Genomic DNA, 16755 nt, shown 5'->3' on the forward strand with positions numbered 1-16755 from the left:
TTAGTTTAAATTTATTTTTTATCGTAAGCCCATTTTAGGTAAATAGATCCCCAAGTGAATCCACCTCCAAAAGCGGCAAAAATAATGTTATCTCCTTTTTTGAATAAATGCTCAAAATCGCTAAGTACCAATGGTAATGTCGCCGAAGTTGTATTTCCGTATCTTTCGATGTTCATTAATACTTTTGAGTCTTCTAAATTCATTCTGTGTGCAGTAGCATCTATAATACGCTTATTTGCCTGATGCGGAACTAACCAATTTACGTCTTGATTTGTTAAATTATTTCTCTTAAGAATCAATTCGCTTGAATCAGCCATATTGGTAACAGCATATTTAAATACTGTTTTCCCATCTTGAATAATATTATGTCTATTATTTTGAACTGTTTCTAAAGTAGTTGGGATTAAAGAACCACCTGCTGGTATTTTTAAGAAATCACGCCCTACTCCATCACTACGCAAGTATTCGTCTTGCAAGCCTAAACCTTCGTAATTTGGTTCAAATAATACTGCTCCTGCTCCATCTCCAAAAATAATACAAGTTGATCTGTCTGTATAATCTACTATCGAAGACATTTTATCTGCTCCTATTAGTAATACTTTTTTATATCTTCCTGATTGAATGTATGCTGCAGCTGTAGACATTCCGTAAAGGAAACTAGAACAAGCTGCTTGTAAATCGTATGCGAATGCATTTGTTGCGCCTATTTCTGTAGCAACATAAACTCCTGTAGAAGCTACTGGCATATCTGCTGTAGCGGTTGCCATTATTATCATATCAATCTCCAGAGGATCGATATTAGCTTTGGCTATTAAATCTTGTGCTGCTTTTATGGCAAGGAATGAGGTTCCTTTATCAGTATCTTTAAGAATTCTTCTTTCTTTTATTCCGGTGCGGGTAGTAATCCATTCATCGTTGGTATCTACCATAGTTTCTAAGACTTTGTTTGAAAGTACAAAGTCTGGAACATAAGCTCCAACAGCGGTTATTGCGGCTGTGATTGTATTCATTATATTCAATTATTTCCTTCCAAATACTGGTATTTGAAAAATTTTTAAAAGACTTGAAAATTACAAAAAAAATTCTAAACGTAATGTCTTAATTTTCTTAAATAAAGAAAATTATTACTAACAAAAAAAACTCTCACATAGTGAGAGTTCTAATATCATTTACAAAAATGTATTAAGCAACAGCTACAGATTTATCTATAACAACTTGCCCTCTGTAGTACATTTTCCCTTCATGCCAGTAAGCTCTGTGGTATAAATGTGCTTCTCCAGTAATAGGACATGTAGCGATTTGAGCTACAGTAGCTTTATAATGTGTTCTTCTCTTATCTCTTCTTGTTTTCGAGATTTTTCTCTTAGGATGTGCCATTTTACTATATTATTTATCCGTTAATAGTTTCTTTAATTTGTCCCAACGAGGGTCAATATCTTCTTCTTTTGTACTCTCTACTTTTTGTTCTTTTATAGTTAACTCATTCAGCTTATCCAAAGCTTCAGTTTTTAAACTTCCGTCTTTAATTCCTGGATGAATTCTTTTTAGAGGAACCGAAAGTGCAATCATTTCATAGATATATTGTGCTATATCTATTTCGAATTCACCATAAGGCAGAATAAGCAATTCTTCATTGTCATTATTAAAAGCTTCTCCAAAACGCACTATCAACTTCATATTACCCTTTAATGGTAAATCAAAATCTTCGCTTGTTAAGTCACATGGTACATTTACCGTACCCTTGTGTTTGAAACCCAACTCTAACATGTTGCTTTTCTTCTCTAAAACTACATTTACCTTGATATCAGAATTTTGAAATTCTTCATAATCAAAGTTCTCAAAGAACACATTATTTATTTGATACTCAAAATGGTGTTTCCCTAACTTTAATCCTACGAAAGGAATTAAATATTCTTTTGTCTTGCTCATTTCAACATCATTTTTCCTAATTCATATTCTGAACCACAGAAGTCTGAATCGGGGTGCAAAGATATAAAATTATTGTAAAACTAATAATCTTATTCACCTTTTTTTGTTTATAACTGTTTTTCTTTTATTTTAAGAGGTTTTTTGCTAATCTCCTCATATTGATTACGAGAGCGAAATATGTCTATTGCCAAATAAACAGCCTCTTTAAATGAATTGTAATCTGCAACGTCTTTCCCTGCAATATCATAAGCTGTACCGTGATCCGGCGAGGTTCTCACCTTGTTTAAACCAGCTGTATAATTAACTCCTTTACCAAATGCTAATGTTTTAAAAGGAATCAATCCCTGATCATGATATGTAGCTACAATTGCATCATATTTTTCATATTGACCACTTCCAAAAAAACCATCTGCAGGAAAAGGTCCAAAAACCAATGTCCCTTTATCAAATATTTTCTTTAATGTCGGCTTTAAAATCGCATCATCTTCTTTACCAATTACACCACCATCTCCACAATGCGGATTAACTCCTAAAACTGCAATTTTCGGTTTATTGATACTAAAATCCTGAATCAATGATTGTTTAATCGTTTGAATTTTACGCTCTATTAATTCTTCTGTAAGATGCGATGCAACTTCACTTAACGGAATATGATCTGTTAACAAACCAACTCTTAGATTATCCTGAACCATCATCATCAAGGCATTACCCTCTAACTCCTGATCTAAATAATCTGTATGCCCAGGAAATTTAAACGTCTCCGATTGAATATTATACTTATTGATAGGTGCAGTTACCAAAACATCTACAATTCCTTCTTTTAAAGCTTTAGTAGCTGCAACAAAAGACTTTATCGCGTACTCCCCTACTTTATCATCATTAGCCCCCAGATTAATATCAATCCCTTCTCTCCAAAGATTAAAAACATTAATTTTTCCCGGCAAAATCTGATCTAATTTATCAATTCCATGCAACATTACCGATGAAGTAAAATTCTTTTTGATAAAAGAGAGAATTTTCACATTTGCAAAAATAACTGGTGTGCACAGCTCAAGCATCCGAGAATCTTCGAATGTTTTAAGAACAACTTCGCTTCCAATACCGTTTAAATCCCCTATTGAAATTCCAACGATTATATTTTCTGCATTTTTTATCATGACCTCAGGTTATTTATTACTAATTTTGATGTGCAAATTTAGTAAAATAAAATAAGAAATGTTTACAGGAATCATAGAAACCCTTGGCAAAGTAACCGAAATAAGAAAAGACAGAGACAATCTTCATATAACTGTAGATTCTACAATCACAAACGAACTTAAAATAGACCAAAGCGTATCCCATAATGGTATTTGCTTAACTGTTGTAAATACACAGGACTCACTTTACACCGTTACAGCCATCGCCGAAACAATACAAAAGACAAATATTGGAGATTGGAAAACTGGTGATATTATCAATCTAGAAAGAGGCATGAAACTAAATGACCGTCTTGATGGGCACATTGTACAAGGCCACGTAGATCAAACAGGAAACTGTATTGCAATAGAAGAAGCCAACGGTAGCTGGAACTACACTTTCGAATACGACGAAAATCTGAACAATATTACAATCGAAAAAGGGTCAATTACCGTAAACGGAGTTAGCTTAACGGTTGTAAACTCTAAGAAAAACCAATTTAGCGTATCGATAATCCCTTATACTTTTGAAAATACTAATTTCAAAGATTTTAAAGTTGGAACTAAAATAAATCTAGAGTTTGATGTAATCGGAAAATATGTATCGAGATTATACAAAAACAACTAAAAAAAACAAAAGCATTAATAAACAAAAAACTCCAGCTATGCTGGAGTTTTTTGTTTTGATTTATGTTTATATATACTATATATCCCGAAGAATAGTGCTGCTACCAACAATAGCGAAAGGTTTTCGTCAATTGGAGCAACAGGTGGTTTTATTGGCCCTTTTTGTGGAGGCCCCGGCGGAGGGGAACCTGCCAAAACTGTAGCGACATTAAACATGAAGAAAAAAACCATTAAAAACTTACTTGAAATAATTTTCATATAAAAATATTAGCTACCTGAGTTCAACACAATAAATAAAGGAAATCCGTTTTTTTTAATTAAATCTTGCAATGAAAAAACTCAAAACAAAATTGCTGGACAAATGTATAAATTTAATAGAAAGCTGCAATACCTTAATAAAAAAAGCTTAAACAAATTCTAAAAAACACAACAATTATCATCAACAAAAACACACAACCACCTGACTATAAGCTATTTTACTTCTCATCACATCCACACAATTCAGCATTTAACAAACTAAAAATCCTACACAAAAAACGTTACCAAGACATAAGCTAAAACCCAAAAACCGCTCCTCATTATCAAATTCTTACTTACTTCTGAAGTACAAAAATAATTAATTTACTAAAAACCAATACTTTAATTACAAATTGAAAGATTTTTCCTTATTTTTATAATGAGTTTCACCCAAACACAACTCCTTTAAAAATACCTACTATGAAAAATCCCGTTATCAACAACAAGATTGACTTTACCAAAACCCAAAGCACTTGTCCTTATCCTACGAAATCACACGTCCTTCTTGATTTTTACGACGAATCATTTATTGCAAATCCTGAATTGACGTTTCAGAAACTAAGAAACATTACTCCAATTCAGCAAATTACATTGGGGGACGAATTCCCCATATGGCTAATTTCCAAATACGATGACGTAACCAACATGCTACGCGACCCCAGATTTGTCAAATCTCTAAACAACTTGCAAACACTTAACAACGAATCCTCAAAAGAAAAAGCCAAACGAACAACAGCCGCATATATACTAAGAAGATGGCACATGCTTTCCAGCGATCCACCTCAACATACACGACTGAGAGGTTTTGCACAAAAAGCTTTTACCCCAAAAATAGTTGCCGAGATGCGTCCTCGAATTCAACAAATAACCGATGAGCTAATAGATAAAATCTACGACAACAAAAAAATGGATTTCCTTGATGATTTTGCTTACCCACTTCCTTTTACAGTAATTATCGAATTATTAGGTATCCCGATTGAAGACCAAGAAAAACTTAGACGCTGGTCAGATGTTTTGATTGAGTCTCATATAACTGAGAAAAACAAACAATCTCTCAATGAAAGTTCTGAAGCTTTTATCGACTACATGAAAAACATACTAGATTTACGCAGAAAAAAACCTGGTAACGACCTTATCAGTGCTTTTTTAAAACTGGAAGAAGACGAAGACCATATGACAGAAGACGAACTTTACGCCTCTATCCTACTACTTATCATCGCTGGCCATGAAACCACACTTAACCTTATTAGCAACGGAATGCATGCTTTATTATCTCACCCTGACCAGTTGGAGCTTTTAAAAAACAATCCAAAACTAATTCATTCTGCTATCGAAGAGATGCTACGATATAATAGCCCCCTTTTTGCTTCAACAATGCGATTGGCCGCAGAAGACATCACTATCAAAGGGATTACAATTAAAAAAGGAGAAGGAGCATTGGCATTATTCTCATCTGCAAACCAAGACGAAGCCATGTTCAACGATTCACTTCGCTTTGATATAACACGAGAGAACAACAAGCATCTTGCTTTTGGTCATGGAATACATTTCTGTATGGGAGCGGCCTTAGCTCGCCTAGAATGCGAAATAGCCATAAATACTATTTTAAACCGATTACCAAATTTACGATTCGATAAAGAAGCCAAAGTTCTTAAATGGCGCCCCAGTAACATAATACGAGGATTACATAAATTTCCTGTTGTTTTTTGAACCCTAAAAATTTTTACCCACAAAAAAAGCCTCTACATTACTGTAAAGGCTTTTCTAATTTAAACTGTGGTCCCACCTGGACTCGAACCAGGGACCACCTGATTATGAGTCAGGTTTGTTTTATTTTAACATCATTTACTTTTTCATCATTACATCCCATAATCAAGTGTTTGTGATTTTTAAAATAAATCATTATTTCTAATTGTACTTTTGTTCGTCTAAAATCATAAGTTATATTTTCAATAATGGTATCATACAAATTTACTCTAAAGGCAACGCCAAATGCATCTGGTGAGTATTTTATTAATCTTGCAAACTAATTGAAAAGACAGGATAAATACTAGTTTATCAATCAAGAAGAAATGCAAACATAAAGATTGATCATTTGAAACGGAATGCCTTAAAAAATCGCACAAAGAATACAAGCAAATTAATGATCTAATTGAAAAATATTCAGGTCGTGTTAACAATATTATTCATGAATTTGAATTAGACAAAACACCATTCACCTTATAATACTTCTTCTCAAAAAAAAAATTTCAACATTTGTTTTTCTATCATATTTCATTATATGCCAATCATCTTTTTCTATATCTCGCCATCAAAATTTAGTATAATATTTCATTTTAATATGTAATTTATATAACCTTCGCAAGGATCTTCTTTACTTACAATCTTGCAAGGATTTCCGAACGCCAATGAATTGTCTGGAATATCAACATTTACAAATGAGTTGGGAGCAATTAATACATTGGACCCAATATTTATATTGCCAACAATTACTGAACCCGTGCCAATCCATACGTTATTACTAATAGTCGGACATCCTTTTAACTTACCCCTGTTAGCTTGACCAATAGTAACACTATGTGCAATATTGCAGTTTTTCCCAATTTTTGCTTTACGATTGATTACTATTGTTCCGAAATGTCCAATGTGAAATCCCTCACCAATTTCTGTAGTTGAAGGAATTTGAAAACCATATTTATAAGAATATCTTGTCTTTAGAAAAGTAAAAAAAAACCATTTTACTGAATATTTTTTACTTTCGGAAATTTTCCGCAATAAATACATATATCTAAATCCTTCTATTCTTAGGCCTTTTAAAAATCCTTTAGTGCCAGAAAGCCCACCATATCGAAAAAGGTCTGCTTTAATTATTCTGTTCATTGTGTCTTTATTTAATTTTGCCCATAATGTTCTGGTACTATAAGTTTTCAAAGCATTTTCTACTACTAATAACATATGAGCTACTGTCAATACCTTGCTTGCTCTTTATTTTTAGGAATACCCTTTTAAAAATTGAAATCAATATAAATTCATCTTCTTCAAAATATTCATAATAATTAATTTTTAAAAAAAAAAACGCTTAAATCATTGCACTAGTAATACTATTAAGCATCTTTCCCCTTCATTAACCAAAACTTAACTAACCATTCCTACAATGGGAACGCAAAAATACAAATACCACTTGAGTGCAATAGTCCAAATAAGACATTAAAACAGTACATTAAGACAGCCTCAAATACAAATAATTATTTTCTTTACCATAAATAGCCACAAAAAAGCAGAAACACTCTTTGTGGTTTCATTTTTATCATGTTATAGGTTAGATTGTTTGAGAAGAAAAATAAAGACAAAAAAGTATTTCTATTATTTTTTAACTTCATTTGCTTTCAATACCCTTAAAATATTTCTGCCAAGAATTTTATTTATAACTCATTTAGGATAACCTTTTATGACTAAAGCTTGTGTAATTAATGAATATGTTACAACATCATCTAGCTGTTGTGGCGGAAGTACAATACCATCAAAATCAGAACCTATTAAATTTTATAACATACTCTATTACCAAAGGAAATGCTGCACACAACTGATCGAATCCTTGTTTGTGTTTTGTAAAAATCATTTGTCTGGCTATACTTTTACTTTTACCACAACTGCTAAAGGATCGAATTCTTCTTTTTGTTTTTCTGTGTTAAAAAAACTAGATACTGACCAACTATCTCTATCATATTTTTTTTCTTCATCTGCATTTTTGATAGCATACTGTAGTTTCTGATGTAATATCTTTTTAATTTTTATTACTGAAAAAACAACTTCACTTCTTCTTATTTTTACTTTATTATCATCCATAAAAGAAATACCTCTCCCTTTAAGAACTTTTTCCTAACGATCGTTCTTTACTTACTAAACAAAGGATTGGCAATATTTGCCTAGGTTTTTCATATAAAAGTTTTACATAGTCTAAGCCTAATTGCGTTTGATCACCAAAAACATGTTGAATAAATTGCAATGAATTCGGAATCAATTTTTCGAGTTCATGTATTGGAAAATCTTCAACGATCTGTTCGTTAGGGAGCTCATGATAGATATTATAGAAATCATCTACAATTTACTCATAACCAAAATGATTAGGAATACAGCAAAATCCATATAATTTAAGACGTTACTCAAAAATGATTTTCCGTGATCTGAAATGATTATTTCACGATTCTACCGAACCATTACTTTTACTTTATCGCCAGATATTAAAGGTTTATCAATAATTTTGAAATAGGAAATTCCTACTCTGATATAAGGAATATCTAAGTCCATAAGATTCAAATTATAATCCTTATAGCTTTATTGCAAGAATTTGATTAAAAAAAATGGATTTCCTTGATGATTTTGCTTACCCACTTCCTTTTACAGTAATTATCGAATTATTAGGTATCCCGATTGAAGACCAAGAAAAACTTAGACGCTGGTCAGATGTTTTGATTGAGTCTCATATAACTGAGAAAAACAAACAATCTCTCAATGAAAGTTCTGAAGCTTTTATCGACTACATGAAAAACATACTAGATTTACGCAGAAAAAAACCTGGTAACGACCTTATCAGTGCTTTTTTAAAACTGGAAGAAGCCGAAGACCATATGACAGAAGACGAACTTTACGCCTCTATCCTACTACTTATCATCGCTGGCCATGAAACCACACTTAACCTTATTAGCAACGGAATGCATGCTTTATTATCTCACCCTGACCAGTTGGAGCTTTTAAAAAACAATCCAAAACTAATTCATTCTGCTATCGAAGAGATGCTACGATATAATAGCCCCCTTTTTGCTTCAACAATGCGATTGGCCGCAGAAGACATCACTATCAAAGGGATTACAATTAAAAAAGAAGAAGGAGTATTGGCATTATTCTCATCTGCAAACCAAGACGAAGCCATGTTCAACGATTCACTTCGCTTTGATATAACCCGAGAGAACAACAAGCATCTTGCTTTTGGTCATGGAATACATTTCTGTATGGGAGCGGCCTTAGCTCGCCTAGAATGCGAAATAGCCATAAATACTATTTTAAACCGATTACCAAATTTAAGATTCGATAAAGAAGCCAAATTTCTTAAATGGCGCCCCAGTAACATAATACGGATTACATAAATTTCCTGTTGTTTTTTGAACCCTAAAAATTTTTACCCACAAAAAAAGCCTCTACATTACTGTAAAGGCTTTTCTAATTTAAACTGTGGTCCCACCTGGGCTCGAACCAGGGACCACCTGATTATGAGTCAGGTGCTCTAACCAGCTGAGCTATAGGACCGGTTTTGAGGTTGCAATATTACCACTATTTTTCATTTGTAGCAAATATTTGGCAATGATTTTTACATTAATTTCGTTAATAATTTCAGTAAAATCAAAACTATCTGATTCTTAAGCTTCTAATTTCCGTATTAAATACTCTAAAATTATTTAATTTCCTGACAAAGCTCAATCAAAACCCCATTTGTGCTTTTGGGATGTAAAAAAACAACTAGTTTATTATCTGCACCTTTTTTGGGATTTTCATTTAAAACAACAAAACCTTCCTTTTTTAGACGCTCTACTTCCGCAACAATATCTGTTACATCAAAAGCGATATGATGAATTCCTTCCCCTTTTTTTTCCAAAAACTTAGCAATCGGACTTTCTGGGTTTGTCGCTGCCAGAAGTTCAATTTTATTTGGTCCGTTTTGAAAAAACGAAGTTATCACTCCTTCACTTTCTACTGCTTCTGATTTATAAGCAGGAGCTCCAAAAAGCTTTTCAAACAAAAGATTCGAAACTTCTAAATCTTTAACCGCAATTCCTATATGTTCTATTTTATTCATCATCTCAATTTATTGATTAACGTATGTATTAAAATAACCACATTCGGCAATAACATCCTGATAATATTTTGTATCCGAATAATCTTTTTTCAGTACTTTAAAATTATTCCACGCCAAGAAATTTATCTTATCATCATCTGCAGTCCACCAATTTTTAACCGCAATATACTTTTTATTGTAATATTCATTTCGCTCACATTTTGCCAGCATATAAGTACACTTTGCCTTTTGCTCTTTGGTTGTAGCAGCTTCCAAAGCTTTTTGATAATACATTTTAGACACTGAACAATCTGTGATCATTTTTTTCATAGAATCTCTAAATGAATACGGACTTGAACCATAGCCTACAATTCCGATCTCATAAAAACTTCTTCCGTTTCCAAAATGGGTGATATTATAAAATGCATTCCCTAGTAATAAACTGTTTGTATATACATCTTCGTTTTTAGCCAGTTTATCTTGCATGGCTTTTATAGTCGTTAAAAATTCTATTTGAGAATATTTCTTTTTTTGGAATGCAGAATGGTCACAATCATGACAATCTTTTATATTTCCGTTAAACGGATTTCCATAAAAAACTGCATTTTGTAACGTATCCGTTTGTTGCATGAAAGTAATTGCTTCAGGGATTTTATTTTGATATGTTGCCTGTATTGCTTGAAAATTATTGATGTTATTTAAATTCAAATTATAAATACTGTAACCTATTTTCTCAATTTCGGTTTTATCCGGCTTAGCCAAAAATGCTTTCATTCCTAACAAATTCTTTTCGACATCATAAAAAGAATTCCCTGTTCCCCAATAACCATAAGCCGACGTATTAGCAAACAACTCTGCCATTACATAATTTTTTTGCTCTGTATAAAGAGTCATTAAATACATTTTACTCCAGCTTGAAGCGTTTTCATAACGAAAATCACCTACTTGTTGCTTCGGAAGCTCTTTGTACAACCAATTTAGATCTTTAAGAATTGTTTTTTCATTTTTAGAATTTAACTTATCAATCTTGCTCATATTATTTACAAAACGAAGTAATCTAAGCTGATTATTTGCCAACTCTGTTTTAGGCATTGTCTTTTCGGCTTTGGCAAAATTCTCATCAGCCTTAGCAAAATTCCCTTTTAATGTTTGCAAATACGCTAAAGCAATATCCCACAAATAAGGCTTTTCCGTATTTCCTGTTGAAGCAATTTTAGACACTAAATCGAATGCTTTTAAATCAATTTTCGCTTGATTTCCTTTCTTGTTTTCAGCAACAGTTTGTTTTATTGCAGGCGCACCATAATCAGTAGAGCCCTCAGAATCGACCCTAGCCAACTCAAATGAATTATTAATCCCTTGCTCTTGCTGATTAACTAACCTTGTAAGCAAATAATTTAAATGTTCATTTTTTGGATCTAATTGATAAATCTTATCAATCGCTTGCGCTTCATCTTTATAATACCCATGAATTGCCCAAAGCGCTGCTTTTTCTTTATTATTTTTGGCCATAGCCAAAGATTTATTCCAGTCTGCTTCGTTTTCTGGGTGAAAACTATAAGCTGTAACAATTCTCATTTCTGGACATTTATCAAAAACTTGCGCATATAAATAATTAGAAGTTGAATATTTACCTTGCTGATGATTTATTCCTGCGACATAAGCAAGCGCACGATAATACAATACATTTTTAGGAACGGCTGCTTCTGTTTTATTAAAAAACGTAATTGCTTTTTGCTTATTACTACTATAAAAATAAGCTTTCATGGTAAGAAACCAATACCTGTTTTTTAAGAATGGATCTGATATAGTATTATACACGTTTTCGATAGATTGAATCTTTTTTAAATCATCAAAGGTGTTAGCAACCCTAGGTTCATAACTCCAATAATCTTCTCCAACTGAAACTGTTTCTATCTTTTGTGCCAAATATAAAAACTCGATAAAAGCCTTCGTTTTATCATCTTTCAAATTTATTTTTTTACCCCATTTTAAAGAAGCCTGATTTCCTTTTTTGTTTTTAAAAAAAACATGAAGCTGTTCAATTTCTTCCTTATATTTTGAAGCATTTTCTTTATCATACGAATATCTTGAAGTATTATCCCCAATTAAAAAATAACTTACCGTAGCAGTATCAACCTTAGTTTTTAAATAGGCATTCCAATCTGATTTGATGTCATCATTAAATCTAGAATTATGTTGAGTATCAAAACCAATCCCGTAAAAAACTTCTCCAGAGTAAAACAATGGTCTGTATGATTTTTCGACAAAAGTTTCGGGAGTAAAATTAGAACTATACCCCATTCCCCAATCATCTCCGCCTCCGCAAGCATAAATTATACCATAGGCAAACAATAAAACACCACTAAAAACAAGAAAGAACTTGTTTAAAAACATTTTTTTCATAATTTTTTAAATTGAATTCATCTAAGTCGTAAAAAATAATCTCTTTAGGATATTGAGCCGTATTCTCCTCCAGGTCGGAAGCCATTTCTAGCAAATCATCCTTAGAAATCGCTTCTATTTTTAAAACATCACCTTGTTTGTAAAAAGTACCTTTTTTATAATTGGAGTTCTTTACAGTAAAGTATTTTTTCCGACTTAATACAAAATTAGTATCATTTTGCAATTCTTCTATATCTATTTTACTTTTTAATCCTATTACTTTATTGTCTCGAATATGAACCGCCCAAGAATAAATTGGCAAGGCAAAATCAAGCGGTAAAGGATATTTCTTTAAACTTTTTATGTATCGCTGCGCAACTCTTCTGTCATAAATAGAGTTAAGAGAATCAGGCGCAATTGTTCCCATATTATAATACATTAAAACCCCAGTATCAACATTTGGAATTTTAGTCTTTTCAAAATATTTTACCTGATGCAACCGTATTGTAGCTGAGAGCTTTTTATGAGATATCTTCTTGAAAGTTTCTATAAATTTTAAATAATTTAATTTACTTGCCAATGTCCAATCGCAATCGATTTGGATTTCCTGACACGAAATTCCATTTTTATTATTTATTAACTCGACAAAATCAAATGTTTTTTTAGCCAAACTATCCACATCAATTCCTTTTTTCAACATCACTTTATTCTTGATGTATACCACTGGAACAACTGCTAAGTTTTCTGTTTTACTTTCAAAATGTATTGGACTAAGCGGGAATGCTTCTTTAGTTTTTGGATGCAAATCGACATCAAAATACCGGATATAAATCTTACTGATATTATTTTGCTGCAAAGCTTCTTTCTCTTCTGTAGATAATTTAAAGATAGTTTTCCAATAATAAAAAGCTGCAACTGGTTTTTCTTGTTTATTACATGAAATCAATAATAAAAACAAAACACTAAAAACAATGCGAAATTTCAAAATATTCTAAATTAAGTTTACTGTCAAATGTAAGGATACATTTTATTTTAATAATAAATACAAACGAGTTTATCTATAAATAATTTGAGGTAAATCTAACTTACCTTTATTTTAATCCAAAGCAACAACTCCCAATAATTCGATAAAAAATTTCGATTAAAGCAAATATAATTGTTATTTTGTGCAATAAAAATCTAAACCGATTATGTTGAAAAGCAACTTAAAATATATTTTCTTTTTATTGACCTTATTAATGGTAAGTTGCGCCAAACGCGGAAGCATAACCGGAGGATTAAAAGACACCCTTGCACCTGTTTTATTATCTAGTGTTCCTAAAAATTTTAGCACAGAATTTAAAGGCAATACTATAAAATTGACATTTGATGAGTATGTAAAAATTAAAAACGCGAATAAACAATTGATTATTTCGCCACCAATGAAGCATGAACCTCTCATAAATCCTACAACGGCGAGCAAATACATCACTATAAAAATAAACGACACTTTACAACCTAATACTACCTATAGTTTTAATTTTGGGCAAAGTATTACTGATAATAATGAGGGAAATCCGTATAACCAATTTAAGTACATTTTTTCTACAGGAAGCTATATAGATTCCTTGGCCCTTGGCGGAAAAATAAAAGATGCACATGATAAACAATCAGACTCATTTGTATCTGTAATGCTTTATGAAATAAACGACACTTATAAAGATTCGGTTGTTTACAAGGAAAATCCACGATATATTACCAACACATTAGATAGTTTAAAGACGTTTAGATTAGAGAATCTAAAGGCTGGAAAATATCTTCTGGTTGCTCTAAAAGACAAAGGAAACAACAATAAATTCAACCCTAAGGATGACAAAATAGGTTTTATAAAACATCCTATTACAATACCTAATGATACTATTTATGAATTAGAATTATTTAAAGAAGTACTACCTTTAAAAACACATAAACCTGCTCAAGTTTCAGGAAACAGACTAGTTGTAGGTTACGATGGAAAACAAAATTTTAAGAACTCCCGACCTAAGATTATCTTAAAGAACAACGGAGAAATTCTCCCAACAATTGTTACTCAATTTCCTAAAAAAGATTCACTTCAGGTATGGTACAAACCTCTAAAAGTCGATTCTCTATCGATGGAAATCACCAAAGACAACTACAAAAAGAATTACTCTTTTAAGATAAAAGATCAAAAGAAAGATACTTTACATATTAATGCGCTGCAAAGTGGAATTATCCATTTTAGAGACCGATTTACATTAGAAAGCGGAACTCCTTTGGTTCGCTTTGATGAATCCAAAATAAAACTAATAAACAAAGATTCTGTAGCAGTTCCTTTTAAAACCGAATATGATGATTTTGATCAACGCCTATTCTTTGACTTCAAAAAAGAACCTTCTGAAAAATACTCATTTACTTTTTTACCTGGAGCATTGATTGATTTTTACGAAAAAACAAATGATACTTTAAAATATACTTTAACAACAAAAACTCCTGCTGATTATGGGAATCTTACCCTTAATTTACAGAATGTAAAACGCTTTCCTATAATTGTTGAATTAACCAATAAAAAAGGTGACATTATCTTAGCCAATGATTACTCTGAAGATAAAACTACGTTTGAGTTCAATCTTTTGGAACCTGATGTATTTACAGTTCGCGTGATTTATGATGATAATAAAAACAAACAATACGATCCAGGTAATTATTTAGAAAAAAGATATGCCGAAGAAGTCAATTATTATCAAAAAGAGATCAATGATGTTCGAGCCAATTGGGATGCCACACATACTTTCGATTTAAGCATACCATACAATCCCGAACTTGAGAAAAAAGAAGAAGAAAAGAAGAAGAAAAAATAATTTTAAATTTGAATAAAACATAGAAACTCCTTTTTGTTCTTCAATTGCTAATTATTTATCCCATCTAATTTTAAAGAACATTTTTTTAGCCTTAACTATAATAAAACTTTTAATAATAAAAAAGCCTCCAAGATTCATAATTCTGGAGGCTTTTTATTAAAGTTTTTCTGGTTTCTCACCAATAGGATCAATAAAAATAGGATCTTCATAAGGGGCTTGCATTCCTACCTGAATAATAGTATAGTCACCATCACACAAGCTAGAAGCATACGCCTTAGCCTGACTCATAGTTGAACCACTTGACGATGCACCACCTCCACCTTTGCATCTAATTTCTATATAACCTCCCGCACCAATCATTTTCATTTCACCTTTACTTAAAAAATGTACTGAGTCTAAATTAATTTTCTTCATAATATTAAATAATAAATTAAAATTTCACCTACTCTATTTTAGCTTTTCGGCTGACGCGTTATCTACATTAAATTATTAACCAACATCTAAAGTAAATGAAATTAACTTAAAATTAGTATTTTATTTACATATTTTTTACATATAACATTAATAATCTTATAATTATAATCCAAAAAAAAAGAATATAAGAAGAATCACCTTCAGCCATCATTGAATATATTTCGAATTATACGTCTTTATATCCCAATTTTATTATTCATGATGTCCGTGAGAATAAAAGAAAAATTTATTTATTTTTTAGAAAAAAGATATGCCGAAGAGGTTATTTATTTCTCAAAAGAAATCGACGTTAGAGCCAATTGGGATGTTGATCAAGTTTTTGATCTAAGCATTCCTTATAATCCAGAATCTGATAAAAAAACAGACAAAAAGAAAACCGATAAAAAGAAAACCGATAAAAAGAAATAAACTACAATCCCTGGATTATAAATTGATCTTTATCATTCAGGAAATCAAGTTTTTTTCTTGTTTCATACATTTTTTCTTTATCTAATTCCGTAATAAAAACACCTTCTATTTCTTGGGGAGTAATTAAATATTCTCCAAGAAAATCTATTACTTGTGAGTGCCCAATGTGCTCGTATCCATGATAATCTAAACCAATTCTGTTTACCCCTACCGAATAACACATGTTTTCGATAGCACGCGCTTTTAATAATGTATCCCATGCATTAGTGCGTATTTTAGGCCAATTGGCTACATATAATAGCAAATCATAGGATTCTGTATTTCTAGAAAAAACAGGAAATCTAAGATCATAACAAATTAGCGGACATATTTTCCATCCTAAATAATCTACAATTAGTTTCTGATCTCCTTTGGTATACACTTTATCTTCTCCTGCAAGAGTAAACAAATGTCGCTTATCATAATATTTTGTTTCTCCTGAGGGAAAAACAAATAATAACCTATTATAAAACTCCCCATTCTCCTCGATTACCAAACTTCCGGTAATTGCCCTTTTTGTAGCTCTAGCTAATAAACTCATCCACTCAACGGTTTCTCCTTGCATTGTTTCGGCAACGCTAGAAGGATTCATAGTAAATCCTGTAGAAAACATTTCGGGAAGCACAATCAAATCAACAGCTTCGCTAATTTCATGAATCTTTTGTTCGAAATAATTTCGGTTTTTTTCTGGGCTTTCCCAGTAGAGATCTGTTTGAATTAATGCAATTTTCAT

General features: G+C 31.7%; 17 protein-coding genes and 2 tRNA genes. 5 read left to right on the plus strand and 14 right to left on the minus strand.

Annotated features, from left to right (window positions below; translation table 11 throughout):
* Nucleotides 1–11: 11 nt before the first annotated feature.
* The 4 genes from ACJ6WR_RS08660 to pdxA all read right to left on the minus strand — a co-directional run bounded on the left by ACJ6WR_RS08660 (nt 12) and on the right by pdxA (nt 3086).
* Complete coding sequence (locus ACJ6WR_RS08660) at nt 12–1010, minus strand: beta-ketoacyl-ACP synthase III (RefSeq protein WP_039113096.1); 999 nt, start codon at nt 1008–1010, stop codon at nt 12–14.
* Between the two features lie 172 nt (nt 1011–1182).
* Entirely contained in the window at nt 1183–1377 is a 195-nt protein-coding gene (gene rpmF, locus ACJ6WR_RS08665) for a 50S ribosomal protein L32 (protein WP_007137315.1), read from the minus strand.
* 9 nt (nt 1378–1386) lie between these two features.
* On the minus strand, nt 1387–1929 hold the full coding sequence (locus ACJ6WR_RS08670) for a YceD family protein (protein WP_039113097.1): 543 nt from the start codon (nt 1927–1929) through the stop codon (nt 1387–1389).
* Between the two features lie 107 nt (nt 1930–2036).
* Nucleotides 2037–3086 carry a 4-hydroxythreonine-4-phosphate dehydrogenase PdxA gene (pdxA, locus tag ACJ6WR_RS08675; protein ID WP_039113098.1) on the minus strand — a complete coding sequence of 350 codons (1050 nt, stop codon included), beginning with the start codon at nt 3084–3086 and terminating at the stop codon, nt 2037–2039.
* Between the two features lie 58 nt (nt 3087–3144).
* Here pdxA and ACJ6WR_RS08680 point away from each other — a divergent pair, with 58 nt between their 5' ends.
* Complete coding sequence (locus tag ACJ6WR_RS08680; RefSeq protein WP_039113099.1) at nt 3145–3732, plus strand: riboflavin synthase; 588 nt, start codon at nt 3145–3147, stop codon at nt 3730–3732.
* 35 nt (nt 3733–3767) lie between these two features.
* On the opposite strand, the gene ACJ6WR_RS08685 is transcribed toward ACJ6WR_RS08680, so the two are convergent.
* A complete protein-coding gene (locus ACJ6WR_RS08685) occupies nt 3768–3989 on the minus strand; it encodes a hypothetical protein (RefSeq protein ID WP_409417590.1) in 222 nt (73 codons plus the stop codon).
* 459 nt (nt 3990–4448) lie between these two features.
* Between ACJ6WR_RS08685 and ACJ6WR_RS08690 the strand changes: the two genes are divergently transcribed.
* Nucleotides 4449–5738, plus strand: a complete 1290-nt coding sequence (locus tag ACJ6WR_RS08690; protein ID WP_409417591.1) for a cytochrome P450 family protein — start codon at nt 4449–4451, stop codon at nt 5736–5738.
* 67 nt (nt 5739–5805) lie between these two features.
* Here ACJ6WR_RS08690 and ACJ6WR_RS08695 read toward each other — a convergent pair.
* The 3 genes from ACJ6WR_RS08695 to ACJ6WR_RS08705 form a co-directional block, all read right to left on the minus strand.
* Nucleotides 5806–5870: transfer RNA gene (locus ACJ6WR_RS08695), tRNA-Met, on the minus strand.
* Nucleotides 5871–6359: 489 nt separating this feature from the next.
* Nucleotides 6360–6983, minus strand: coding sequence for a serine acetyltransferase (locus tag ACJ6WR_RS08700; protein ID WP_409417592.1), 624 nt, complete (start codon nt 6981–6983; stop codon nt 6360–6362).
* Between the two features lie 672 nt (nt 6984–7655).
* Nucleotides 7656–7874, minus strand: a complete 219-nt coding sequence (locus tag ACJ6WR_RS08705; protein ID WP_409417593.1) for a hypothetical protein — start codon at nt 7872–7874, stop codon at nt 7656–7658.
* 515 nt (nt 7875–8389) lie between these two features.
* On the opposite strand from ACJ6WR_RS08705, the gene ACJ6WR_RS08710 reads away from it, so the two are divergent.
* The gene (locus ACJ6WR_RS08710) at nt 8390–9172 is read left to right on the plus strand and encodes a cytochrome P450 (RefSeq protein ID WP_409417594.1); all 783 of its coding nucleotides are present in this window, start codon (nt 8390–8392) and stop codon (nt 9170–9172) included.
* Nucleotides 9173–9258: 86 nt separating this feature from the next.
* Here ACJ6WR_RS08710 and ACJ6WR_RS08715 read toward each other — a convergent pair.
* From ACJ6WR_RS08715 to ACJ6WR_RS08730, 4 genes are all read right to left on the minus strand, one after another.
* Nucleotides 9259–9332 (minus strand) — tRNA-Ile (locus tag ACJ6WR_RS08715).
* Between the two features lie 145 nt (nt 9333–9477).
* On the minus strand, nt 9478–9879 hold the full coding sequence (mce, locus tag ACJ6WR_RS08720) for a methylmalonyl-CoA epimerase (RefSeq protein WP_039118019.1): 402 nt from the start codon (nt 9877–9879) through the stop codon (nt 9478–9480).
* Nucleotides 9880–9888: 9 nt separating this feature from the next.
* Nucleotides 9889–12264: a hypothetical protein gene (locus tag ACJ6WR_RS08725; RefSeq protein ID WP_409417595.1), complete on the minus strand. Its 2376-nt coding sequence runs from the start codon at nt 12262–12264 to the stop codon at nt 9889–9891.
* Nucleotides 12224–13228, minus strand: a complete 1005-nt coding sequence (locus ACJ6WR_RS08730) for a hypothetical protein (RefSeq protein ID WP_165763248.1) — start codon at nt 13226–13228, stop codon at nt 12224–12226. The genes ACJ6WR_RS08725 and ACJ6WR_RS08730 overlap by 41 nt, the downstream gene beginning before the upstream one ends.
* A 205-nt stretch (nt 13229–13433) precedes the next feature.
* Between ACJ6WR_RS08730 and ACJ6WR_RS08735 the strand changes: the two genes are divergently transcribed.
* A complete protein-coding gene (locus tag ACJ6WR_RS08735) occupies nt 13434–15101 on the plus strand; it encodes an Ig-like domain-containing protein (RefSeq protein WP_039113104.1) in 1668 nt (555 codons plus the stop codon).
* 156 nt (nt 15102–15257) lie between these two features.
* On the opposite strand, the gene ACJ6WR_RS08740 is transcribed toward ACJ6WR_RS08735, so the two are convergent.
* Nucleotides 15258–15467: a hypothetical protein gene (locus ACJ6WR_RS08740; RefSeq protein ID WP_409417596.1), complete on the minus strand. Its 210-nt coding sequence runs from the start codon at nt 15465–15467 to the stop codon at nt 15258–15260.
* A gap of 306 nt (nt 15468–15773) precedes the next feature.
* Between ACJ6WR_RS08740 and ACJ6WR_RS08745 the strand changes: the two genes are divergently transcribed.
* On the plus strand, nt 15774–15983 hold the full coding sequence (locus ACJ6WR_RS08745) for a hypothetical protein (protein WP_409417597.1): 210 nt from the start codon (nt 15774–15776) through the stop codon (nt 15981–15983).
* Nucleotide 15984: 1 nt separating this feature from the next.
* Here the strand turns inward: ACJ6WR_RS08745 and ACJ6WR_RS08750 are convergent, their stop codons facing one another.
* Nucleotides 15985–16755, minus strand: coding sequence for a nitrilase family protein (locus tag ACJ6WR_RS08750; RefSeq protein ID WP_039113107.1), 771 nt, complete (start codon nt 16753–16755; stop codon nt 15985–15987).

The organism is Flavobacterium sp. PS2 (assembly GCF_046250155.1).
In the GTDB taxonomy this organism is placed as follows: Bacteria; Bacteroidota; Bacteroidia; order Flavobacteriales; family Flavobacteriaceae; genus Flavobacterium.